A 23,901-nucleotide genomic window follows, 5' to 3' on the forward strand; every position below is an offset into this window, starting at 1 on the left:
GCTCTGATATTGTTATCAATAAAATAGTTAACTACTTAACAAAATGAATGCTGAAAATAGCATTTTTACTCTCACGTGGAGTGAAAATGTATTATCATGCTTATCTTTTTTAACTGAAGAAGGAGGTGTCTTAAACAGGCATGCAGTATATTAGTTTATCTTTTCAGTGATTATCATTATTTCACATGGCATATAAAACAGAATGCATATTGTTTTATTTATAATAAATAGTAGTCAGAGTGTAATGTAGTCGTCAGGAGGATTTGTGATTAAAAATATTCATCCTATTTCCAGCGTAATAGGCCAGGCTCTTAAAAATAAACGCCGACAGCTCGGGTTATCCGGTATTGAACTTTCAAAAATCTTAAGTATCAGTCAGCAACAGATCTCCCGTTATGAAAGAGGCGTGAATTGTTTTAACCTGGATATGCTTATGCGCTATTTTGCTGCTCTTCAAATGACACCAAACGATGTTAATAATTTATTCTCGGTATTAGGAAGCTATTACCATCATAAGGTCGGAGAGCATGAAGGAAGAATAGAACAATCGTACTATAATGATTACGGAAAATGATTTAAACAATAATAAAGTATATTTATACAGAAATAATGCATAAAACCATTATGATGGGGATATCGTCGGTACTTATTGATAAATTATTTTATCATCATTAACTCTGAAAATCCGGGACCGGGACATATTTATGTTTATGTCATATAAAAAATTTAATATGAAAAAAATAAGATTATATCTGCTGTTTTCCTTACCGTTTATTTTTCCGGTTTCAGTTGCAGTATCCTCTGCATCAAAACCGGTGGTCAGACAATCTGAGCCGGTAATATCGGAAACAATAGAGGGTATAGGGGCAGTTGTCGCCGTGTCTCCGGATGATCTCAGAAACCGCTTTTTATCCGGCAGACGGGGCATGCCGTTTCCGATGGATCTGACCACACTGCCGGAGCCTGCCGGAAAAGTGCCGCCCGGCAGCCGGATCCCGCACAGTGATGTGTTCAGTACATTACCGGCGGTTCCGGTGCAGCGCGATGAATCCGGTGATCAGTTTTACTCGGATGAGATCGCCGGTGCCTGGCAGGCATTCTTCGATAACAACGGGTACGATGTACAAACCGGATTCGGCGGTGACCTGGAAAAAGATCTGAAAAATAATCAAAAAAATAACTTATTAAATACCAGCAGTTATATGGTTATCTATGATGAGAAACCATAGGTTTATCTTATGCAGTTCTGTTCAGATGTATTTGTTGTCACTTTAAACCTGAACATCAGGAGGAACTATGATTTTTGATGATATGAAAACTGATTTGGCAAATATAATGAAAAAATTTGTTAAACAGGATTGTGATATTAAATATCACTATGACGGTGATAACGTCGTGTTTTATATCGATGAAGAGAATGGTGTGCATATCCAGATCAATATAAATTGTATCAGTGATGTGCCGGTATACCAGTAAGCATAAAGACGCTGAACGAATGAAAATACATTTGTATTTATACAGTCTCTGGTTTCTCTGGGGAGGAGTACTGATAGCGATTATCTCTTCCGGGAGAAAATTGTATTTTCATATGAGCATCTATTTTTTGCTTCTCTTTGTATTATTTTTCATCACAACAGGAAGGCGTTTTTTTATGGCATTATTCAGACAAGACGATAAAAAAGATAAAGCAGAACCCATGAAAGCGGAACCGGTAAAAGCAGAACCGGTAAAAAATGAACCAGCCGGTAAAAGTATTACTATTGTGGGAACCGGCTGTGAAATAACCGGCGATATGACTCCCGGGGGAAATATTGAAATATACGGGAAAGTGAAAGGGAATATCAATGCCGGGGCTTTTAAAGTTTCCGTTATGGAAAAAGGCGTTATTGAAGGTGATGTGACTGCGGAGCATGTTTCAATCAATGGTCTTATGATGGGCACCTGCTGTGCTAAAAATACGGAAATTTTACAAAAGGGCGAACTTAATGGTGTGTGCCGCGCTGAAGCATTTTCCATTATTACAGGCGGGCGTTTTACCGGCCAGTCCGAACCCTATAAGAGTAATAAAGTAAACCCTGATATCGTTGTTGCCGGTAAAGAAAAGACAATAAATCAAAAATAATCTTTACCCCGGCACACTGTTAACGGATAAAGGAAAAATGAAAATATATTCCCGGATTTTGATAGCGCTGCTTTTTATCCCGTTACTTTGTTCTGCGGGGACGCCGCCGCAAAATGTTGAGCTGCTGAGTATAAAAGCAGGGCAGGGAGAGACAAATGCTCAGTTTTTACTGGGAACGTTGTATCTCACCGGACGTTACGGTGTGAACAAAGATATTGAAAAGGGAAAGTATTATTTGCTTATTGCGGCCGGAAAAGGCGATTCAGATGCAAAACGTTTTTTGGCGCTTCAGTATTATAATGAAAAAAACTATTTTGCATTTCTTAATCTGTTTTCTGAGTATTGCCTGGATATTATTGAACAGAACCCTGACTGATAATAAACAGAGACTAAAAAGGCTTGTATTAACTGCAAGCCTTTTTTATTTATGAACCGGCATTCAGACTGGATTTTTTCTTGATTGAGCGGAATGCGCTCAGTTTGATATCACTGCATACCTTCCCGAGTTTTATCGTCAGGCTGTTTTTCATATAAATTTTAATATCATTGTCCATGATGCTTTCATTTTCCCGCAGGAAATTAAACTCATTCATCACTTCACTGTATTTTCCGGATAATACACGGTAATCATTGGCATTCGTTTTACGCAGCAGATACATATCATCAATACAGCTGTCGCTGGTGGAATTCTGTGCCGGAGCAGGGAGCAGTTTTACCGGCACGGCCGCAGGTTGCGCGGGCTGAGAGGCCATTTGCCGTGATGGGATGGTACAGCCGGACAATGTGGTCAGTAATCCCGAAATCAGAATTAATGTTTTAAAACGCATGATAACTCCTCTGGCGGGTATATATTGTATCTGATTTTAAAAACAGAGAGGGCTATACATTAAAGTATGTCTGCGGTGTTTGTATATGAATAGAGTGTGACGAAATAAACATAATATTATCGTGTTTTTATTGGGTATTTTGGCAATAAATAAAACAATGGTTATGTTTTTTATTATTAAATTTGTCGTAACGCAATATAAGCAATTCCTGGTGCAGAGGATATGATTACATACACGTTATAAGAGTGATAATAAGCATCATAGTATATATATAACCGGTATTTCCCTGCAGAGTAAATAAAAATATGTTCCCGCTGTGCTCTGTTATGTCGTGACAGGAAACAGTCTTTTCCAAAACGGAAAACGTCCTTTTACCAATCATCAGTAGGGTAAGGAAAAACAGATAGTTACAATCCCGCAGATGACTTTCTGACGGGGATAGTGTGATGCTTAAATATGTGATTTTCAGCTTCTGGATTGTGCTGATGTACCCGCTAGGGGTGGATTTGCATCTGACCGGTATTCCGCAGATTGCCGTGGATCTGAATGCCCCGGAAAGCTCGCTGCATACAGCATTCTCCATATATCTTGCCGGAATGGCGGCCATGATGCTGATTGCCGGATGGTGTGCTGACCATATCGGGCGCAGACCTGTGGCACTGGCTGGTGCCGTTATTTTTTGTCTGGCTTCGGTGGCTGCCGGGTCCGCTGTCACCACCGGGTTTTTCCTCGGCGCCCGTTTTGCCCAGGGCGCCGGTGCCGGGTTCTGCTATGTGGTGACGTTTGCCCTGCTGCGTGATGTCCTTCCCGGCCCGGCACGGACAAAAATCCTCTCTATGATGAACGGAATTACCTGTATTGCGCCGGTGCTGGCGCCGGTAATTGGTTTTCTTATCCTGCTGTATTTTCACTGGTCTGTGATGTTTTACTTTTCTGCGGGCTATGCATTGGTGAGCATTATTTTCTGTCTGTTCTTTATTAAAGAGACCCGGCCGGATAAACACACGGCGGAAACAGCGGCAGCAGCCGGAGACGAACAGCCGGAAGGTTTTCTGAATGCTTTTTTCCTGACACGACTGGTGATTTCCTGCCTGGGAATGGGCGTGATCCTGACTTATGTGAATGTATCGCCGATTATTCTGATGGGACAAATGCAATTTACATCCGGTCAGTTTTCAGCGGCGATGGCGTTGCTTGCCATGGTCAGCATGAGTGTCTCTTTTTCCATGCCGAAAATTATCGCTGCCTTCAGCAGTGATGCCATTTTATATACCGCGCTGGGCTTGTTCCTGCTCAATGCCGCGCTGCTGGGAATATTTTTGTCCGGTGCGGAATACACGCTGATACTGATTATTGTGTTTGGCTTGTGCGGTGCCGGCTTTTCACTGATGTTCGGGATTATCATGAGTCAGGCGCTGTCGCCGTTTGCAAAACGTGCCGGTGTGGCCAGTTCTGTGCTGGCCATTGCCCAACTGAGTTTTGCCTCACTCTATATCCGGCTGATGGCCGCCGCGGAAACCGGCGCGGTGGCAATGCTGCTGATTATTCTGCTGACAACCGCGTTGGCGGGTGCGATATTACTGAGACGATATCCTGTCAGCAGCGGAAACCGCCGGGCGCTTTATGAATAAATCACTGCACCGCCTCGATTTAAATCTGCTTATCATCCTCCAGTATCTGCTGGAAGAGCGGAGCGTGAGCCTGGTTGCGGCCCGGCTGGCAGTGACCCCTTCGGCGGTCAGTAAAGCGCTGACCAAACTGCGTACCTGGTTTGATGATCCGCTGTTTATCCGCAGTCCGCAGGGGTTAATACCGACACCGCTGATGCTGCGTCTCGAAGGCGTGCTGCCGGAATTTCTGCATACTGCCAAATCAGTGGCGGAGATCCGCGACAGCGATAACCCGAAAGGGGTTCAGTTCCGTCTGCTGATGGAAGAACCGCTGAACCTGATCATGCTGCATGATCTGGCGGTCACGATCCTGAATCACTATCCGGAGTCGGCGGTCAGTATCCGTGACTGGGATTATAACTCACTCAGTGAGGTGATTGCGGGAGAGGCGGATATCGGGCTGCTCGGGCGTGAAAGCTACCCGAAGTCGCGGGAGAGCATCAGCGCGATCCCGGATATTGTCAATTTTGATCTGCTGTTCACAGACAGGCCGCTGGCGTTTATCCGGCGCGGACATCCGCTGCTCAGTGAGGCGTGGACAATCAGTAATCTGATCAAATACCCGCATATCAGTACGGAATATGCTAACCGGATCCCGTGGGCGCTGGATGATTTGCTGCATGATCTCGGTTATTCGCGGCAGATCCGGCTCTCTTATTCTTCTTTTGAACAATCATTGCAGATGGCCGCGCATCCGGGACATGAACTGATCACCTGTGCACCGGGCTACTGCCGCCACTATGTGACGAAATTTCAGCTGGATCTGGAGTGCCGCCCGCTGCCGTTTGAGGAATCATTTTACCGGCAGCTGGATATTCCGTTTCTGATGCTCTGGCATAAACGCAACGCGCATAATCAGAAAACCCGCTGGCTGCGGGAACAAATCCGGCAGAGTGTGGCGGCGTTTACCGGAGAATAAAAAAAGGCATCCGCCCCCGGATGCCTTTGGGTACAACAACTGAACAGCGGACTATTCAGCGGTTCTGGTACTGGTGCGGATCAGGTAATCAAAGGCACTGAGTGATGCTTTGGCCCCTTCGCCTGCCGCGATAATAATTTGTTTGTACGGCACGGTGGTACAGTCACCGGCACCGAACACCCCTTTAATGCTGGTTTCGTTACGGGCATCGACCACAATCTCACCCATCGGGTTCAGATCCAGTGTTCCTTTCAGCCACTGCGTATTCGGCAGCAGGCCAATCTGAACGAAAATCCCGGCCAGTGTCAGTGTGTGAAGCTCACCGGATACGCGATCTTTGTACTGTAAACCGGTCACTTTGCTGCCGTCGCCGAGCACTTCGGTGGTTTGTGCATTCACAATGATATCCACGTTTGCCAGGCTGCGTAATTTCTGCTGTAACACCGCATCGGCTTTCAGTTCCGGGGCAAATTCCAGCAGGGTGACGTGTTCCACCACACCGGCCAGGTCGATAGCCGCTTCCGCGCCGGAGTTACCGCCGCCGATCACCGCCACAGATTTCCCTTTGAACAGCGGGCCGTCACAGTGCGGGCAGTAAGTTACCCCTTTGGTGCGGTATTCCTGTTCGCCCGGAACGCCCATGTTACGCCAGCGGGCACCGGTACTGATAATGACGCTGCGCGCTTTCAGAGTCGCACCGGACGCGGTCTGTAACTGATGCAGGCCGCCTTGTTCTGTGGCCGGGATCAGTGCGGTGATGCTCTGGTTATCAATCACATCTGCAGTGTAATCTTCCACATGCACTTTCAGTGCCGCCGCCAGTTTTGCGCCTTCGGTTTTCGGCACGGAGATATAGTTTTCAATATCCACGGTATCCAGCACCTGGCCGCCGAAACGCTCACCGATAAGTCCGGTACGGATCCCTTTACGGGCGGCATACACGGCAGCGGATGCCCCGGCAGGGCCGCTGCCGACAATCAGCACTTCATACGGCGCCTGCTGATTCAGCGCATCGGCTGCACGTTTACCGGCATTGCTGTCGACTTTATTGACGATTTCCGCCAGTGTCATACGGCCCTGACCGAACTCGCTGCCATTCAGGAAAACCGCCGGCACGCCCATGATATTGCGTTCGGAGATCTCATTCTGAAACAGACCGCCGTCAATGGCCGTGTGTGTGATATCCGGATTAAGCACCGCCATCAGATTCAGTGCCTGCACCACATCCGGGCAGTTATGGCATGACAGTGAATAGTAGGTCTCAAAATGGAATTCACCTTCCAGATTACGCACCTGATCCAGTAATTCCTGTGCTTCTTTCGACGGATGACCGCCGACTTGTAACAGTGCTAACACCAGTGAGGTGAATTCATGACCCAGCGGGGAGCCCGCAAAGCGGATACCCTGAGTCTGTCCCGGATTTACAATCAGGAATGACGGCTTACGTGCAGAAGCACTGTTATCTTCGCGAACGGTAACCTTCGGCGATAACTCAGCGATTTCCTGTAATAATGTCCTGATTTCACCGGACTTAGCACTGTCGTCAAGGGTTGATACCAGCTCAACCGGACGGGTTAATTTTTCGAGATACGCTTTAAGCTGCGCTTTCATTGTGTTATCGAGCATGATTATTCCCTTAAAAAATCGGGTGCAATGCACCCGATAACAGTAAATAAGAAAGAAGACGGAGAGGGGGTCTTAAATTTTACCGACCAGGTCCAGTGACGGAGACAGAGTCGCTTCACCTTCTTTCCATTTTGCAGGGCAGACTTCACCCGGATGGCTGGCAACATACTGAGCCGCTTTTACTTTACGCAGCAGGTCAGATGCGTCACGGCCGATACCTTCAGCGGTGATTTCAATCGCCTGGATGATACCCTGCGGGTCAACAACGAACGTACCGCGGTCAGCCAGACCTTCCAGTTCACGCATATTTTCGAAGTTACGGGTCAGTGCGCCGGTCGGGTCACCGATCATGGCATATTTGATTTTGCCGATGGTTTCTGAGCTGCTGTGCCATGCTTTGTGGGTGAAATGGGTGTCAGTGGAGACAGAGTAGATGTCCACGCCCATTTTCTGGAATTCGTCGTAATGGTCAGCCAGGTCGCCTAACTCAGTCGGGCAGACAAAGGTGAAGTCAGCAGGATAAAAGAAGAAAATGCTCCATTTGCCTTCGGTGTCTTTTTCGGTGACTTCGATGAATTCACCGTTTTTGAATGCCATGTTTTTGAAAGGTTTGATTGGGGTATTAATTAAAGACATAGATGATTCCTCCTGTTTCGTTGAAAATAACAATACGGGAAGCTACGCGGGGAAGCCAATGGCTTGCTGCTATCGATGTGATAGGTTTTATCTAACGATGGGTTTATTTTAATAGTTTACAGCGCCAAAACGGCAGATATTGCGCACGGACAATAAGATCGCATTCCTGTTTGAAAATGCATTCAATCAGGGGGATGATTGTTAAGATATGTATGAATAAAGATGAACAAAAAATTAGTGGCGTGATGACGTTTCAGCTTTCATTTTAAGGTCGCTGTGTTTATTATGCCCTCTTCTTTTTTTGACGGCGTAACTGGTTTTGGGCATTGGCCATAAGTAGACCAATCTGCTTTAACAGTCTTTTTTCAGTTACGGTTCTATCTGCATGACCTCCGGGATAGAGTGAATAGCATAAATGACTGAGACAACCTCTCTGACACCACTTGTCACCCTGAAAGGGCTGAGCAAAAGCTTTGATGACAAGAACATAATTAAGCATTTCGACCTCACAATTAATCATGGTGAGTTCGTCACCATTCTGGGTCCGTCCGGGTGCGGTAAAACCACGGTTTTACGGTTAATCGCCGGGCTTGAGGATGCGGATGAAGGCACTATTATGCTCGGCGACCAGGATATTACCCATATCCCCGCTGAACAGCGCCATATCAACACTGTTTTCCAGAGTTATGCCCTGTTTCCGCACATGACGGTCTTTGAAAACGTCGCGTTCGGGCTGCGCATGCAGAAAACCCCGGAAAATGAAATCACACAGCGCGTGGAAGAAGCCCTGAAAATGGTGCAGCTGGAAGATTTCGCCGGGCGCAAACCGGGTCACCTTTCCGGCGGACAACAGCAGCGTGTTGCCATTGCCCGTGCGGTGGTGAATAAACCGGAAGTGCTGCTGCTGGATGAATCCCTCTCCGCGCTGGATTACAAACTGCGCAAACAGATGCAGAGTGAACTGAAAGCCCTTCAGCGTCAGCTGGGGATCACGTTTGTGTTTGTCACCCATGACCAGGAAGAGGCGCTGACCATGTCTGACCGTATCATTGTGATGCGTGACGGCAGGATCGAGCAGGACGGCACACCGCGTGAAATCTACGAAGAGCCGAAAAACCTGTTTGTGGCGCAGTTTATCGGCGAGATAAATATCTTTGATGCGGATGTTCTGCACCGGATCGATGAACAGCGGATCCGCGCAAATGTCGAGGGGCACGAGTGTGATATTTACACCACCCTGGATGTCACACCGGGGCAGCGGGTGCATGTGCTGCTGCGTCCGGAGGATCTGCGCGTTGAAGAGATCCATGATAATGAGCCGATTGCCGGGCTTATCGGCTATGTCCGCGAGCGCAACTATAAAGGAATGACGCTGGACTCCGAAGTGGAGATGGAAAACGGCAAACGGGTGATGGTCAGTGAGTTCTTTAATGAGGATGATCCGGATGTGGATCACTCACTGAATCAGAAGATTGCGGTGACGTGGGTCGAAAGCTGGGAGGTGGTGCTGGGCGATGAAAATGACGCGTAAACCATTCCAGACTATCGTGATCACGGGGATTGTCGCCTGGTTACTGCTGTTTGTTTTCCTGCCCAATCTGATGATCATCGGCACCAGTTTCCTGACACGCAATGACGCGAATCTGGTCGATATGGTCTTTACCCTCGACAATTACCGCCGCTTGTTTGACCCGATGTACGCACAGGTAATGCTGCACTCGTTCAATATGGCGGTGATTGCCACGGTCTGCTGCCTGCTGATCGGCTATCCTTTTGCGGCGTTTATTGCAAGGATGCCGCAGAAGTACCGGCCACTGATGTTATTCCTGCTGATAGTTCCGTTCTGGACAAACTCGCTTATCCGCATTTACGGGCTGAAAATATTCCTCAGCACGCGCGGCTATATGAATGAGTTTTTATTATGGACCGGACTTATCGATAAACCCTTTAAGCTGATGTATACCTCTGAAGCGGTGGTGCTCGGGCTTATCTATATTCTGCTGCCGTTTATGGTGATGCCGCTTTACTCCAGTATTGAAAAGCTCGACAAATCTTATCTGGAAGCGGCGCGGGATCTGGGGGCAAATAAATGTCAGACCTTCTTCCGCATTATTCTGCCGCTGACCATGCCGGGTATTATCGCCGGTTGTCTGCTGGTACTGTTACCGGCGATGGGGCTGTTCTATGTGGCGGATCTGATGGGCGGGGCGAAAAACCTGCTGATTGGGAACGTGATAAAAAGCCAGTTCCTGAACATCCGTGACTGGCCGTTTGGCGCGGCAACCAGCATTTTCCTGACCGCAGCGATGGGGCTGCTGCTGTATGTCTATTACCGTGCGGCAAAAATGTTAAATAAGAAGGGTGAACTGGAATGATAGGACGCCTGTTACGCGGTGGTTTTATGACCATCATCTATGCTTATTTATACATCCCGATTGTCATTCTGATTGTGAACTCCTTTAACTCATCCCGTTTCGGGATCAACTGGCAGGGGTTCACGACTGACTGGTACAGCACACTGGTCAATAATGACAGCCTGTTGCAGGCGGCGGGTCATTCACTAACGATGGCGATTCTGTCTGCCACATTTGCCACGGTTATCGGTTCACTGACAGCGGTGGCACTGTACCGCTACCGGTTCAAAGGAAAACCGTTTGTCGGCGGCATGCTGTTTGTGGTGATGATGTCACCGGATATCGTGATGGCAATCTCCCTGTTGGTACTGTTTATGATCCTCGGGGTGTCGCTCGGTTTCTGGTCATTGTTGTTCTCGCACATTACCTTCTGCCTGCCGTTTGTGGTGGTCACGGTCTATTCGCGGCTGAAAGATTTTGACGTGAAAATGCTGGAAGCGGCACGGGATCTGGGCGCCGGGGAATTTACCATTCTGCGCAAGATTATTTTGCCGCTGGCGTTACCGGCGGTGATTGCGGGCTGGCTGCTGAGCTTTACCCTGTCGATGGATGACGTGGTGGTTTCCTCATTTGTTACCGGGCCGAGCTATGAAATTCTGCCGCTGAAAATCTATTCGATGGTAAAAGTCGGGGTTTCACCGGAAGTGAATGCGCTGGCCACGATTTTAATGGCACTTTCGCTGTTTATGGTCATCATCAGTCAGCTTGTGCTGCGTGACCGCTCACACAAACAGCAGTAACCTTTCTGTTACCGGCGCGGTCTTCAGCGGATCCGCCGGTTTATTTTGTGAATAATCCCGTATTGCCGCAGAATTTTCAATTCTGTTACCGTTTTATGACGTAATCGTTGCTTTACCCCCCGCTTTTCCGCTTTTATAATTGCTCTGCTTAATTAATAAAGGGGGCGTTACCGCCTGTGATATTCACTGATTAACCCGGGTTGAGGGAAACACTGAAATGAAAAAGTGGTCCTTACTGCTTGGTGCCGGTATTCTGGCAGCGGGCTTGAGTTCAGCATCAGCAGATGACAGTAAAACACTCTATTTCTATAACTGGACGGAATATGTTCCGCCGGGGTTATTAGAGCAGTTTACCAAAGAGACCGGAATCAAGGTGATTTACTCCACCTATGAATCCAACGAAAGCATGTACACCAAACTGAAGACCTACAAAGACGGGGCTTATGACCTGGTGGTGCCTTCAACCTATTTTGTCGCCAAAATGCGTCACGAGGGGATGCTGCAGAAGATCGATAAATCAAAGCTGAGTCACTTTGATAATCTGGATCCGAATCTGCTGCACAAACCGTTTGATCCTGAAAATGATTACTCGATCCCGTATATTTGGGGGGCAACTGCTATCGGGATTAACGGTGACGAGATAGATCCGTCATCTGTGACCTCCTGGGCCGATCTGTGGAAACCGGAGTACAAAAACAGCCTGCTGATGACCGATGATGCCCGCGAAGTGTTCCAGATTGCCCTGAGCAAACTGGGTTATTCAGCAAATACCACCGACCCGGCTGAAATTGAGCAGGCGTATAAAGAGCTGCAAAAACTGCGTCCGAATATTTTAGCGTTTAACTCCGATAACCCGGCCAACCCGTTTATGGAAGGGGAGGTGAATGTCGGGATGATCTGGAACGGCTCCGCTTATGTGGCGCGTCAGTCCGGCCTGAATATTGATGTTGTCTGGCCTGAGGAAGGCGGTATCTTCTGGATGGACAGTCTGGCTATCCCGGCTAATGCCAAAAATCCGGAAGGCGCACATAAGCTGATTGATTTCCTGCTGCGTCCGGAAATTGCGGCACAGGTCGCACAGACTATCGGGTATCCGACCCCGAACCTGGCGGCGAAAAAACTGCTCCCGGCTGAGATTGTGAATGACAAATCACTTTATCCGGATGAGGAAACTATCCGCAAAGGGCAGTGGCAGGATGATGTGGGTGACGCCAGCGTGCTTTATGAAAGCTATTATCAGAAGCTGAAAGCCGGTCGTTAATGTTACTGACGATAAAAAAAGCACCTTCGGGTGCTTTTTTTATGCCTGCAATAAAGTGACATAACCAAAATGATTTCATTGTAATGATATATAAGCAGCTAAACAAAAATGTTTTTAATTATTAAACAGTGATTGAATCAATAAAGCGGTTTATAGAAAAACATAAATGACACCTGTCACAATGTAGATTTGTAATCATTTCAACTAATTGTTTTAATTCAATTATTATCTAATGCATTGATGTATAAGGGTGCCAATTTAAGTTATCCTGGTTTAAGCGAAAAGTGATGTGAAGATTAACAAATAAAAAATTACAAATACAACAAGCAGGTTACAAAATGCAACAATGAGGCTGCAATATCATGCTGGATATCTTTTTTTGTTGAGAATAAAAACTTGAAATTAAAATAAAATATTCATGCTGTAGCATGAAACACTTACTCACTGTGAATGTCAGATTTTAATGGTTTTTTCTCCGGGCAGCATAACTGATGCCTATCTAAAAATAATTAGATGATTATAATTACGAAAGTGACTAAGTAATGTGTAAATGGGTAATTATAAATACCATTATTTATTACTGGTTTTTCAATCAATTCATCCTTCGGATGGCGGATTGGTCAGTCGCTGAGTCTTTTTTCGTCATATAGCTGGTGTTTTAGGCATAATGGCGATTAGGGTGTGATGGATATCGCTGAATTGATGTAAGGCAATGAAAGATATTTTGTTATATGTGATCTGTTTCGCTTTTTATGTGGTTGGATCAAGGAATCATAGTTAACGGATGGATTAGTATATAATCAGACATCCTGATTTACATTCTCTCATTATTTCGGTTGATGCTACGGATAGCATAAAAAAAGACAGGGCAACGATTAATCACAAAATGACTAAGTGATTTTACCAAAAAAAATTACTTATCTTTATGTGACTAGTTAGTAATCCTGGTCTTATTTTGTTTAGGGAATAGTCTTAAATATGCAGAGTGATTTTAAATTTTGATATCGTAATAAAGATTCTCACGTTTTTCTGTGGCGCTTAATTTTTTAATTAGTTAAATAGATAAACCTGGTTAAGCATTCTTACTGAAGTTCAGATAAATCGGTTTATCCCTGACAGATGTAATGAAATTTTTGTGAAGTATGACATCGATATTAAACTAAATTTAAATATTACGTCATAATTAAAACGAAATTATTCATAACTTTTAGTATTTCGCGAGAAATACTTTGTTTTTATTTGAAATTTTAATATATAAAAAATATATCTTTTAAGTAATTTTACTTAATTGAATTCACGACTTATAGAGAAAATAGGCAGACATTATGGAAACTTCCGACTTTTATGCAGTCTTAGGCCACAGAATCCAATCAAGACGTAAAGAACTCGGGATTGTTACGGTTAAATTAGCGCAAAAACTGAATATCAGTCAGCAGCAATTTAACCGTTACGAACGCGGTGTCAGTAAAATCAGTCTGCATCATCTTATTGAATTATATTAATTATTATATGCACCGGTCGAATGGTTCCTCAGTGGTAAAGCTGAAGCATCAGAACATCCGCATGAACATGCGTTCAAATCAGTTCAGAGCAGAAACAGTATTACTGAACGGCAAACAATTTATTTAAATCAAGATATTTTTTCTGTTGTTATCAATTCTGATACGACAGGCATTATCAGCTAAACGCAGTAAGCCAGTCATCTTTGTTATTATTCTGGTCAAAATCAGCGGAAAGTACATCTGGTGCTAATCCCAGCTGTTTTTGATTCACCATCTTAAGAAGGTATTGTTGGTAAAAGGCATAATAGTTCACAGCTTCGCCGCCAACCTGGCTTACTGATTTGCACATTTCCGTATCAGAATATTCCGGATTTTTAATTAACTTATTTTCAACAGTAATTAATAACTTTATTTTTTCTTGTATATTATTTCCGGTATTGTAGCCATCAATACCTACTAACTCCATTCCCCGATAAATATCTTCCTTTTTATTATAATTAGTTATAAGCCAGTCATGCAATCGTTTGGATTTTTCATTATTTTCGTCAGGGTTAATATCCGCCTTTCCGGCTGTCATTTCTGTTCTCATATTTATTGTCCTTTTTTGTATAATTATAAATATTCACCGGAGATATCCGCCGGGCTATCCGGAACAACACGGGCATTTATTTGTGTTATTTTTTCACGGGCAAACGTTTCCGGTGTCAGATAAAGTAATTTTTTTCCGGTACGTAATATGATGTTACGACTGAAATGAAAAGAAACCGGTACAGTGAAATCCGGATATTCAGTCATTTCTTTTTTAAGCTCAGCCGGCAGGATTAATTCACATTCACTCTCCGCGGCAAACTGTTCAAGCAACTGATGAATCAGCTGAAAACGTATTTTTGTATCATCAAAAAATGCAGTCAGCTCTTTTTCCAGACCGGAAACTGCAACGGCGAGGTTTTGGTGAATGACAGATTTATACTCATTCACCACACGCATCAGTTCCGGCATCGTCTGTGCCAGCCCCTGCTGAAAACCGGCATCAAATCCGGTTTTGCGATGTTGTTCTGCAGTATCTTCCGCCTGTTTTATCAGGCGGGCAGCGTGCTGGTTTGCCTGCCGGGTCAGGTTACTGAGGCGGCAGAGGGCAGAGACATGGCGATCTTTAATCAGCACACCGTGTCTGATATGTGACAGCAGGGAATCAGGCAGTGAACGGCACATAATGTAATACCAAAGGTAAAAGTGAATCGGGCAGATGCGGAAGCCGGATGTCTGCCGGTGACAAGGATGCATCCGTCATCAGCTGAAAGCGGGCTGCCAGCGCAGGAGAAAAACCGGATAATAACTGTGTCATGGCAATCTGGCCGGGCAGGACTGCCGGAATATCCGGCTGTTTGTCTGCTTGTGGCCACTCCGGCAGTGGCAGTACGGGGCTCAGAGATAAAAATGCCTGTTGTGATAAATCCGGCACGGTATTATCCGGCAGGCCATAAGCATGGCGGATGAACATATCCAGGTAACAGCTGACGGCCGGAAGCTGCTGCCAGTGGCGCATCAGCGGGATAACCAGCGGGGAGAACAGATCAAAATCCCTCTCACGCGGCAGCCGGTAGTGATCCATAATAGCTGCGTTCTGCATTCTGCGGTAAGACGCCGATTGTGCTGCCGGCGGCAATCCGCTGAATAAGCGGCTGCTGTGCAGATAATCCGCCGGCTGGTACATCACCCGCGTGACCGCGCCCTGTATATCAAACCGGTCATTCATGCTGTTTTGCCTTCCGCCGCATCAGAAATGCCCGTAATTGTGCACGGCAGAAATAACCGGCCGCTGCCAGCATTATTCCTGCCGGAAACAGCAGAAAAAGCGGGGACAGTCCGGCTGCTTCCGGCTGAGGCGGCAGATCAATAACCGGTTTCCCGGGATACAGAAGGACAGAAACGGTTTCTTCGGTCAGCCCGTTAAAGGCATTCATCACAAATGTCTGAATATCCCGGGTGAATTGTGTTTCATCTTCAATACCGGAATGGTAGATCAGCACAGAGGCGCGGGGTGTTTCCGGTTTTTTCCGGGAGTTTCCCGGGCCGGACAGCGGATAACTGAGGTGAACACGGGCTCCGGTAACCGCATCAAATGAGAGTAGCGATTGCTCCAGCCGTTGTTCAATGGCCGAAATCAGGCGGGCTTTTTCTGACTGCGGAGAGGCAATCAGTGAATCTGACGGAAAGATCCCGGCAATCTCAATCCGCTCATTACTGGGCAGGTGATATTCCTGCAAAATATGAATGGCCTGACGGCTCTGCTCTTCCGGTACTGAAATGGTAAACAGCCCTTTTCCCTGCGGGACTTTTACTGCCTGAATCTGGTGTTTATGCAGTGCAGCCAGCACTTCATTCGACTGACGCTGATTCAGCGACGACAGAATCGTACCTTCTTTACAGCCGCCGAGCAGCAGACTTATTCCGCTTATTATTAATATAAATATTATCTTGTGCATCACTGACCTTTAATTACGGTATCTGCAGCATTCAGGGTCAGATGCAGCATACGGGAATAAAAACTGATCTCGGTATGCCATTTGGCCATTACGGCCTGGTTTTCCAGCATCATCATGACATCACTGGTGGCCGGGGCTGTTTTTCCCGTGTTCAGTGCTTGTGTTTTCCGGCGCAGGTCTTTTTTTGCGGTTCCCGGTAATATCAAATTCTGATGAGCTGACTGCTCACGGTCATTGAGATCGGCCAGTAATTCAGTGATCCCGGTGATCGTTGTGACAGGTAAAATCCGGTTAAATGATGACATCATACAATCCTTGTTATGGTTAATGGCAGGCGGGTAACCTGCCATTTTTACGTCATAAATCAGCGCATATTGCCGATTGGTGTTGAGAGGTTTTCTTTATGCTGGCGGATCATTGCTGAAAGTGCCGAGCACTTTATATTCAGCGATGAGGAACAGGCCTGCAGCATTGCCATATCGTAGGCATTGGCCGTGTCTTTATTGCCAGACTGTAAATTATTCATCAGCGTATTCAGTTTCACATTATCTTCATGAATCGGTGATTTGAATTGTTTTAGCAGGGTGGTAAATGTTATTGCATCATTTTTATTTGCTATATCAGGCATAAATATCCTTATTTATTAGTCAGAGGTGAATTGTGTATGACTATCAGACAGGTGAATATAATTTACTGAGCCATATACTCCCGGCGGTGTATCACGGTATGGCATTTCCCTGTACTTTACCAGCGTGTTTCCCGGTGCTGAGAATATCGTGGTATTGATATCCTTTATAATATTATCTGTTTCCTTATCTCTCCTTTTTTCGCCATAAATGATAATGTTGTTACCCGATTTTTTCACAGAGTATCTGATTAACAGGTGGCTGAATCTGTTATTTATTAACTTGATTATGTCATCGAATGAAAAATATTGTATGGCAATGTCTTTTCTGAATATATCCGGGATGATTAATGGTTTTTTTTTATCATCGCGGTGTATATATGTAATCTCTTTTTTATGATAAAGATCATGAGTCAGAATGATATCACCATCATTTATTTTTAATTTTGATTTATTTATTATATGAATTTTATAGCTAGGCATTTTATTTCTGATGATATTAATTAATTTTTCATCAGAGGATAAAATAAGAATGTTATTTCCGTTAATGATGTAATTATTGTCTTTAATGTACTGACTTATAATATTTTTGCTATCTATATTAGCCGGATTCCCATTTTTATTGCTATCGTACTGAAAGAGCATAAATCCGGTTACCGGTATGATAAATAACAGAAGTATTACAGACAGAAGATAGCGCGGGACAGCGCGCTTTGTCGTTTTTTCATATAACATGATGTTTTTACGCCATTTATCCTGTTGTTTTTTTATGGCGAAAAGGACTTTCCCCTGAAAAATAAAGGGGGCGTTATAATTGATTTCTTGTATTACTAATTCACCATCACAGGTTTTAAAAGAGACGTGATAGTTGTTTTCATATAACTCTGCTTCTGTTTTTTCAGGCAGTGGTTCTGCACCTGTGAGATTCAGGTTAATCAGGTCGTCGTCATGGTTAATTGTACTGTTGATGCAGTATCTTCCGGAGGGAATGGTTATTTCTTCCTTTGGTTCCTTATCGGAAATTGTTATCAGGGTATAAAGGTTTTGCATCAGTGTATCCCGGTCATTAAATCATAAGTATAATAATTTAAATTTATAGTGTATTCTTGGTATTCAAATGGTAGTTAGTTTTATAAAAAAATGGTAGTAAAAGATAGTGTAATGTCTTAAATTCATCACTAAATTTTAGTTCGTTCAGTAACAGTTTGCTGTTTTACAGATAGTTATTATCTATGCTGATACAAGGATGGTTTAATTTATATGAAAAAGGAAAGTCAGATATATATTTATAATGATATATACAAAGTGAATGGATGCGGAGAAAACAGTCAGGCTGACTACTGCTTTCCGCTGTCGAAATGTATAAAACTACTGGCATTTATAGATTGCCATTATCATTTATCCCGGGCAGATAATAATGAAGTTGCGGATAACAAGGTTTGTCCTGATTATGAGATTATTTTTCCGGTTCAGGGGGATGCAGATAATCCGGAATACCGGATTGTCTGTGAAATACTGAATGAAAATAGTGTAATAAAAACATTTTTTAATACACTGCGCCACTCTGAGCATTACTGGCTGGTGAAACACTTGATCAGCGCAGCGGATTGCAAAAACAGTAATATCAGGGATATCAGTCAGCGTTACGGGTTATCCGGTACTCACTTCAGACGCCTGTGCCAGCGCTATATCGGCAATCAGAGTAAATACCAGTTACGTCACTGGCGCGGCGTGGCATCAGTGCTGGATATCCTGGTAAAAGAGCATTCACTGACCCGGATCGCGGCAGATAACGGCTACTGCTCGGCATCGCATTTCTCAAATGAAATCAAAATATTATTTGGCATGTCTCCCCGGAAAATAAGGAATTTAAATCATGCGGTTAAAAAATAGCACCGGGGGGGTGTTCTGCCTTTTTTTCTGCCTGTTTTCTTTGCCGGTCATGGCGGAACAAACACTGTTATACGAAAAAAAACCGCCGCAACAGGCGCAGTATGTAGCGAAAGAAACACGGCTGGATCATTTTTTTGATGCGCTGGCAGGAAAGCTGGATGTCATAATTATTTCGTCTGATGCGGTGAAAAAGAAGAAGATCTCCGGCACTTTTGATTTATCCGATCCGCAGGCGGCGCTGTCGCAGATGCTGAAAACCATGGCGCTGGTGTCATACCTGGAAAACCGCACACTCTATATTTACAGCAGCAATGAAGTTGAATCTTCTATGCTGACGCTGAATGCGGTAACCCGCAATGAACTGACGACTTTTCTGAAACAAACCGGGCTGTTTGATGCGCAATACCCGCTGACATCTGACCGGCAGCAGCGGATTTTGTATGTAACGGCTCCCCCGCGCTATCTGGCACTGATCCGTTCTGCGGCGGACGCACTGGAGGCACAGTACAGTGTACAGGAGCAGGGAATTACGCAGGAAGATGAGCATATTCAGCTGGTTAAGCTGGAACATAGTTTTGTGCAGGACCGGGAAATTACCTCACGGGGGAAAAGCCTGATACTCCCGGGAGTGGCGTCCGCATTGCGGGAGTTACTGGATTCCGGACCTGCGGCAAAAACCGGACTGGTACCGCAGGATGCTGGACAGGACGATATTCAGCCGGCTGAAACTGTCTGGCTGGGCGGTGAGCGGGTGCGGATTGTGCCGCTGCAGGGGGAAAACAGCCTGCTGTTAAAAGGGAACCGTAATGCACTGCACTTAATCAATCAGCTGATCAGACAACTGGATACTGCCAAACCGCAAATCGAGTTATCACTGTGGATTATTGATGTATCAAAAAATGAAGCTGACCAGCTGGGGATCAACTGGCAGGCAGATTACGGTACAGGAAAAATGAAAGTGGCTTTTAATTTCAGTGAGCTTAATCAGTTCACCGGTTTTTCTTTTTTCAGCAAGATCAGAGCATTGTCCGCAAAGGGACAAGCCAATATGGTGTCCCGTCCGATTATTCTGACTCAGGATAACACCCCGGCGATTTTTGATAATAACACCACATTTTACAGTAAGTTACAGGGCGAGAGAACATCATCTCTGGAAAGCATCACTTACGGCACAAAGGTGAGTGTGACACCGCGGATCGCCAATCAGCGGAAATCCGTGGAGATGATTATTGAGCTTGAAGACGGCGCACAGAAAAAGGACGCTGACGGAGCAGGCGGTGAAGATGCCCTGCCGGTGATTAACCGCACGAATATCAGCACAATAGCCAGGGTCGCACAGGGAAATACACTGCTGATTGGCGGCTACACGCGGGAAAATACCCATCGCCATAACGATAAAATTCCGCTGCTGGGTGATATCCCGCTGGCAGGGCGGTTGTTTCAGTTTGAATCAGTGAAGACAGAAAAAATGGTCCGGCTTTTTTTGTTGCAGCCCCGTATTCTGCAACAGGATTTTTTCAGCGATACAGAAATTACCGGACATATTCCATTTAATTATAAGAATAAACAAGGTATTAAGATGATTCAAAAACTGAAGCAGGACTATTGATATGATAAATGGTTTACCCGGCGCACCGGTGTTCAGTCCGTTTGCGGCACCACAGAAACAGCAGAATAATGCTGCAGCAGAACAGCGCCCGGCGGAAAACCAGACGGAAAACCATGCCGAGCAGATGATGGATGTGATGGATGATATGGCCATGGCACTGTCACAATTTAACCGGCGGCAGTACGGAAAAGAGGATCACATCAGCCAGTTACCGGCATCAGAGCAGAAAAACAGTGCTGAGGGTGCGGAAACAAAACTGGACCGGGTCGTTAAGTGGTTTGCTGCTTCCGGGCGCTCAGTTCGTGAGTTTCTCGATTATGTGCGCAATTTATTTCCGGATCCCAGTGATTATGTCATGGCACTGCGTTCCCTGTTGCGCAAACTGCCGTTTTCTGCGGAGGAAGCCGCCGAAATTGATGCAGAAATTGAGCAGTTACTCCACGGAGAATTTGCACAGGAAACCCGCGCAGGGATCAATATCGCACTGAAAATCCGCCAGTATGTACCGGTAACACTACTGGATTGCGCGCAGCTGAGAATGGTATACCGCAGTTATATCAGCTGGAAATTCGACATACTGTATCTGTGGAAAGTGTGGCTGGAGCAGTACCGGAAAAGCCGGGTCAGAAGCCTGCTGTGTTATGTCCGTGACTCGCTGGTGTGTGATATGGCGGCAGCACTGCCCAGTTGCAGCCATCACAGTGAGTTCGGGGAATTGACAACCCGTCTGCATACCCTGAATCAGCTGATTTCCCTGAATGATATGTTTCATCAGAAAATTACGTCTCTGAACTGCGCGGAACCGGTACTGGCGGATGAGCAGCGGCTGAATCAACTGCTGATTTCAGGCTTGGGTGATCCGGATGCATTTCAGTCAGAAACAGAATCGTTGCTGGCGGCGGCAGAAAATGACAAAAACAGACCGCTTATTTTACAGCGCCTGATTGTGATTTTTGGTGAGATACCGGATGTCCTTTTTCTGCCGGAAACAGGCAAAGAGCAGGTGGTTTCTTTTCTGAAAGCCCTTATGAGCAAAACTATTAATATCTTATAACTTTCACCGGCAATGGATTGCTATGCTGACAACTTTTATTAATGCGATCAAAAGCAGGCCGGAGATCGCGGTACTGCTGATTATGGTGATGGTGATCGCTATGCTGATCATTCCGCTGCCGAAAATGCTGGTCGATTTTCTGATCGGGCTGAACATCGTTATTTCCATCCTGATGTTACTGCTCTCTTTCTATATCACCCGGATTCTGGGGTTTACCTCTTTCCCGGCACTTTTGCTGATCACCACACTGTTCCGGCTGGCGCTGTCCATCAGTACCAGCCGTCTGATCCTGCTGGATGCGGATGCCGGGAATATCATTCAGTCATTCGGTGAATTTGTTATCGGCGAAAATATTGTGGTCGGATTTGTGATTTTTGCCATTGTCACCGTGGTGCAGTTTATTGTCATCACCAAAGGGTCGGAGCGTGTGGCGGAAGTGGCGGCACGTTTCTCTCTCGACGGTATGCCCGGCAAGCAGATGAGTATTGATGCAGATCTGAAATCCGGCCTGATTGATAATGAAGAGGTGCGCAAACGCCGGAAAGAGCTGGAGCAGGAGAGTCAGATGTACGGTGCGTTTGACGGCGCGATGAAGTTTATCAAAGGGGATGCAATCGCCGGAATTGTCATCATTTTTGTGAATTTTGCCGGCGGAATTGGTATCGGTGTTGCGCAGATGTCGATGCCGTTCAGTGAAGCGCTGAGTACTTACACACTGCTGACGATCGGGGATGGCCTGGTGGCACAGATCCCGGCGTTGCTGATTGCCATCAGCGCCGGGTTTATTGTCACCCGGGTCAGCGGCACCAATCAGAATTTAGGGGCCAATATTGTCAGGGAGCTGTTTTCCCATGATTTTACCCTGATAGTGACCGCTGTTCTGGCGCTGTGTATGGGAATGCTGCCGGGGTTTCCGGCTGGTGTTTTCGGTCTGCTGGCTGCCGGGCTGCTGTTGTTTTACGGAATGCGCCTCAGACAAAATAAGCAGAAGCAGGCATCTGATCCGGCAAAAAGCCGCTCTGACAGCCGTTCTCCGGCGGTATCTGCGTCGTCTGCGGGGGATTTTGCGCCGCGCGGACTGACGGCGGAAAATAATGAAGCGATTCCGCTGATTATCACCCTCCACACCTGTTATCAGGCTATGTTTGAAAAACAGAAGATGACGGCATGGTTGCAGGAGGAATTTGCCTTCCGTTTCGGTTTCTTTTTACCCGGCATCATTATCAATTACAGCCGTGAGATACCGGAAAATAAATCGGTGATCTTAATTAATGAGATTCAGTCCGGTGTGATTTACAGCTATCCGGATAAATACAAAGTGACAGAAATAAATGATGCCTTTGAGTCACTGGATATTGAACCATTCGTGATTGAGCCGGAAGGCGGGGAGAAAACCGTCTGGACGGATAAAAAACACGATGAGATATGCCGGGCAGCCGGCATGAGAACAGAATCCGGTGTTATGGTATTTTTCAATGAATTCAGCCGGATAATGACACAAAATATTCAGGAGCTGCTTGGCATCCAGGAAACCAAAACATTGCTGGATAATATTGAGAATAAATATCCGGAGCTGCTGAAAGAGTGTTACCGCTATTTATCTGTTCAGCGTATTGCGGATGTCTTTCAGCGGCTTATCGCTGAGCAGATCTCTGTCCGTAATATCAAAATTATCCTCGGCGCACTGGTGCAGTGGGGGCAGAAAGAAAAAGATCCGCTGGTACTGGTTGAGCACGTCCGCAGCCATCTTGCCCGTTACATCTCAGCGCATTTTGCCTGTGATCAGGTCCTGCGGGCGGTGGTGCTGTCAAACCCGCTGGAGGAGATGATCCGTCAGGGGATCCGCCAGTCTGCCGGAGGTACTTTTATCAATCTCGAACCGGCGCAGCTGGATCATTTTTATGATGCGATGTCATTGGTGATGACGCCGCTGCGGCACCGGCGGGATATTGTTTTCCTGACGGCAATGGATGTCCGCCGCTTTGTCCGGAAACTGACTGAAATGCACTATCCGGGTATTGCCGTGCTGTCATTTTCTGAAATTGTTCCGTCGGCGCAGGTGTCGGTGATTGACTCTGTTTAATGTTATAACAAGGAAACTGAAGATGGATCTTGCAACACTGGTTACAGAAGGAATGAAGCTTATCGGACGCGGTGATTTGGTGCCGGAAGGCAGCTCACTCGATAATCATTCAACAATCTCATTATCGCTGGGGGAACAGCAGGTCATTCATATTGCGGTGGTTGATGAATATCCGGTTATCTGGACGCCGTTGCAGACTGATTTACCGGCATTGCGGCCGGAGGTAAAAGGCGGTTTGCTGGATATTCTGACAGAAGAACCCGCCCCTCTGTTTTATCCGGGCTCACCGGCGCTGCGGCAGACAGATAACGGTGCGGAGCTGGTCGGATGTTTCAGTCACAATGCTGTCAGCGGCGCGGAACCTTTTGTGCAGGCGCTGGATCAGTTTGTCCGCCTCAGTCAGCAGTGTCACACACTGATCCTCAGAGGCTGAC

At 45.9% G+C, this 23,901-nt stretch carries 27 protein-coding genes; 17 read left to right on the top strand and 10 right to left on the bottom strand.

Annotated elements, in window-relative coordinates; genetic code table 11:
* Window positions 1-265: 265 nt before the first annotated feature.
* From X965_RS10970 to X965_RS10990, 5 genes are all read left to right on the top strand, one after another.
* Window positions 266-574: a helix-turn-helix domain-containing protein gene (locus X965_RS10970; RefSeq protein ID WP_004241177.1), complete on the top strand. Its 309-nt coding sequence runs from the start codon at window positions 266-268 to the stop codon at window positions 572-574.
* A gap of 352 nt (window positions 575-926) precedes the next feature.
* Window positions 927-1,229: a hypothetical protein gene (locus X965_RS19755; RefSeq protein ID WP_225310128.1), complete on the top strand. Its 303-nt coding sequence runs from the start codon at window positions 927-929 to the stop codon at window positions 1,227-1,229.
* Between the two features lie 106 nt (window positions 1,230-1,335).
* The gene (locus X965_RS10980) at window positions 1,336-1,476 is read left to right on the top strand and encodes a hypothetical protein (RefSeq protein WP_223302422.1); all 141 of its coding nucleotides are present in this window, start codon (window positions 1,336-1,338) and stop codon (window positions 1,474-1,476) included.
* Between the two features lie 175 nt (window positions 1,477-1,651).
* Window positions 1,652-2,122: a polymer-forming cytoskeletal protein gene (locus X965_RS10985; RefSeq protein WP_004234762.1), complete on the top strand. Its 471-nt coding sequence runs from the start codon at window positions 1,652-1,654 to the stop codon at window positions 2,120-2,122.
* Window positions 2,123-2,159: 37 nt separating this feature from the next.
* Window positions 2,160-2,498: a tetratricopeptide repeat protein gene (locus X965_RS10990; RefSeq protein ID WP_004234764.1), complete on the top strand. Its 339-nt coding sequence runs from the start codon at window positions 2,160-2,162 to the stop codon at window positions 2,496-2,498.
* Between the two features lie 49 nt (window positions 2,499-2,547).
* Here the strand turns inward: X965_RS10990 and X965_RS10995 are convergent, their stop codons facing one another.
* Complete coding sequence (locus tag X965_RS10995) at window positions 2,548-2,949, bottom strand: hypothetical protein (protein WP_036418088.1); 402 nt, start codon at window positions 2,947-2,949, stop codon at window positions 2,548-2,550.
* Between the two features lie 446 nt (window positions 2,950-3,395).
* Here X965_RS10995 and X965_RS11000 point away from each other — a divergent pair, with 446 nt between their 5' ends.
* Entirely contained in the window at window positions 3,396-4,580 is a 1,185-nt protein-coding gene (locus X965_RS11000) for an MdtL family multidrug efflux MFS transporter (protein WP_004234779.1), read from the top strand.
* Window positions 4,573-5,538, top strand: a complete 966-nt coding sequence (gene yidZ, locus X965_RS11005) for an HTH-type transcriptional regulator YidZ (protein WP_004234780.1) — start codon at window positions 4,573-4,575, stop codon at window positions 5,536-5,538. Before X965_RS11000 ends, yidZ begins: the two co-directional genes overlap by 8 nt.
* A gap of 51 nt (window positions 5,539-5,589) precedes the next feature.
* On the opposite strand, the gene ahpF is transcribed toward yidZ, so the two are convergent.
* Together ahpF and ahpC are read right to left on the bottom strand one after the other, a co-directional pair.
* Window positions 5,590-7,164, bottom strand: coding sequence for an alkyl hydroperoxide reductase subunit F (gene ahpF, locus X965_RS11010; protein WP_036418089.1), 1,575 nt, complete (start codon window positions 7,162-7,164; stop codon window positions 5,590-5,592).
* A 72-nt stretch (window positions 7,165-7,236) separates the two neighbouring features.
* Window positions 7,237-7,800: an alkyl hydroperoxide reductase subunit C gene (gene ahpC / locus X965_RS11015; protein ID WP_004234783.1), complete on the bottom strand. Its 564-nt coding sequence runs from the start codon at window positions 7,798-7,800 to the stop codon at window positions 7,237-7,239.
* Window positions 7,801-8,215: 415 nt separating this feature from the next.
* Between ahpC and potA the strand changes: the two genes are divergently transcribed.
* The 5 genes from potA (at window position 8,216) to X965_RS11040 (ending at window position 13,717) form a co-directional block, all read left to right on the top strand.
* Window positions 8,216-9,331 (top strand): spermidine/putrescine ABC transporter ATP-binding protein PotA, encoded by a 1,116-nt coding sequence (potA, locus tag X965_RS11020; RefSeq protein ID WP_004234784.1) that lies wholly within the window; start codon window positions 8,216-8,218, stop codon window positions 9,329-9,331.
* On the top strand, window positions 9,315-10,175 hold the full coding sequence (gene potB / locus X965_RS11025; protein ID WP_004241187.1) for a spermidine/putrescine ABC transporter permease PotB: 861 nt from the start codon (window positions 9,315-9,317) through the stop codon (window positions 10,173-10,175). The genes potA and potB overlap by 17 nt, the downstream gene beginning before the upstream one ends.
* Window positions 10,172-10,954 carry a spermidine/putrescine ABC transporter permease PotC gene (potC, locus tag X965_RS11030; RefSeq protein WP_004234794.1) on the top strand — a complete coding sequence of 261 codons (783 nt, stop codon included), beginning with the start codon at window positions 10,172-10,174 and terminating at the stop codon, window positions 10,952-10,954. Before potB ends, potC begins: the two co-directional genes overlap by 4 nt.
* A gap of 217 nt (window positions 10,955-11,171) precedes the next feature.
* On the top strand, window positions 11,172-12,215 hold the full coding sequence (gene potD, locus X965_RS11035; RefSeq protein WP_004234795.1) for a spermidine/putrescine ABC transporter substrate-binding protein PotD: 1,044 nt from the start codon (window positions 11,172-11,174) through the stop codon (window positions 12,213-12,215).
* A gap of 1,325 nt (window positions 12,216-13,540) precedes the next feature.
* Complete coding sequence (locus tag X965_RS11040; RefSeq protein WP_004234796.1) at window positions 13,541-13,717, top strand: helix-turn-helix domain-containing protein; 177 nt, start codon at window positions 13,541-13,543, stop codon at window positions 13,715-13,717.
* A gap of 175 nt (window positions 13,718-13,892) precedes the next feature.
* Here the strand turns inward: X965_RS11040 and X965_RS11045 are convergent, their stop codons facing one another.
* Genes X965_RS11045 through X965_RS11075 form a run of 7 tightly spaced genes read right to left on the bottom strand, consistent with a single transcriptional unit; the run spans window position 13,893 to window position 17,878 of the window.
* The gene (locus X965_RS11045) at window positions 13,893-14,306 is read right to left on the bottom strand and encodes a hypothetical protein (protein WP_036418091.1); all 414 of its coding nucleotides are present in this window, start codon (window positions 14,304-14,306) and stop codon (window positions 13,893-13,895) included.
* A gap of 23 nt (window positions 14,307-14,329) precedes the next feature.
* Complete coding sequence (locus X965_RS11050; protein ID WP_004234798.1) at window positions 14,330-14,929, bottom strand: hypothetical protein; 600 nt, start codon at window positions 14,927-14,929, stop codon at window positions 14,330-14,332.
* Window positions 14,910-15,473: a hypothetical protein gene (locus tag X965_RS11055; RefSeq protein WP_004234800.1), complete on the bottom strand. Its 564-nt coding sequence runs from the start codon at window positions 15,471-15,473 to the stop codon at window positions 14,910-14,912. Before X965_RS11055 ends, X965_RS11050 begins: the two co-directional genes overlap by 20 nt.
* Window positions 15,466-16,203: a type III secretion system inner membrane ring lipoprotein SctJ gene (sctJ, locus tag X965_RS11060; protein ID WP_036418093.1), complete on the bottom strand. Its 738-nt coding sequence runs from the start codon at window positions 16,201-16,203 to the stop codon at window positions 15,466-15,468. The genes X965_RS11055 and sctJ overlap by 8 nt, the downstream gene beginning before the upstream one ends.
* The gene (locus X965_RS11065; protein ID WP_032099017.1) at window positions 16,203-16,508 is read right to left on the bottom strand and encodes a hypothetical protein; all 306 of its coding nucleotides are present in this window, start codon (window positions 16,506-16,508) and stop codon (window positions 16,203-16,205) included. Before X965_RS11065 ends, sctJ begins: the two co-directional genes overlap by 1 nt.
* 59 nt (window positions 16,509-16,567) lie before the next feature.
* Window positions 16,568-16,831, bottom strand: a complete 264-nt coding sequence (locus X965_RS11070) for a hypothetical protein (RefSeq protein ID WP_004234804.1) — start codon at window positions 16,829-16,831, stop codon at window positions 16,568-16,570.
* 15 nt (window positions 16,832-16,846) lie between these two features.
* Window positions 16,847-17,878, bottom strand: coding sequence for a hypothetical protein (locus tag X965_RS11075; RefSeq protein WP_036418095.1), 1,032 nt, complete (start codon window positions 17,876-17,878; stop codon window positions 16,847-16,849).
* 255 nt (window positions 17,879-18,133) lie between these two features.
* Between X965_RS11075 and X965_RS11080 the strand changes: the two genes are divergently transcribed.
* From X965_RS11080 to X965_RS11100, 5 genes are read left to right on the top strand one after another with little or no spacing between them, the layout of a single operon-like run.
* Window positions 18,134-18,721: a helix-turn-helix domain-containing protein gene (locus tag X965_RS11080; protein ID WP_223302421.1), complete on the top strand. Its 588-nt coding sequence runs from the start codon at window positions 18,134-18,136 to the stop codon at window positions 18,719-18,721.
* The gene (sctC, locus tag X965_RS11085; protein WP_036418098.1) at window positions 18,705-20,330 is read left to right on the top strand and encodes a type III secretion system outer membrane ring subunit SctC; all 1,626 of its coding nucleotides are present in this window, start codon (window positions 18,705-18,707) and stop codon (window positions 20,328-20,330) included. Before X965_RS11080 ends, sctC begins: the two co-directional genes overlap by 17 nt.
* Before the next feature lies 1 nt (window position 20,331).
* Window positions 20,332-21,384, top strand: coding sequence for a type III secretion system gatekeeper subunit SctW (sctW, locus tag X965_RS11090; protein WP_004234809.1), 1,053 nt, complete (start codon window positions 20,332-20,334; stop codon window positions 21,382-21,384).
* A gap of 22 nt (window positions 21,385-21,406) precedes the next feature.
* Complete coding sequence (locus X965_RS11095) at window positions 21,407-23,467, top strand: EscV/YscV/HrcV family type III secretion system export apparatus protein (protein WP_004234811.1); 2,061 nt, start codon at window positions 21,407-21,409, stop codon at window positions 23,465-23,467.
* 22 nt (window positions 23,468-23,489) lie between these two features.
* Complete coding sequence (locus tag X965_RS11100) at window positions 23,490-23,900, top strand: hypothetical protein (protein WP_004234812.1); 411 nt, start codon at window positions 23,490-23,492, stop codon at window positions 23,898-23,900.
* Window position 23,901: the final 1 nt, after the last annotated feature.

The sequence above is a fragment of the Morganella sp. EGD-HP17 genome (assembly GCF_000512315.2).
Taxonomy (GTDB): domain Bacteria; phylum Pseudomonadota; class Gammaproteobacteria; order Enterobacterales; family Enterobacteriaceae; genus Morganella; species Morganella morganii.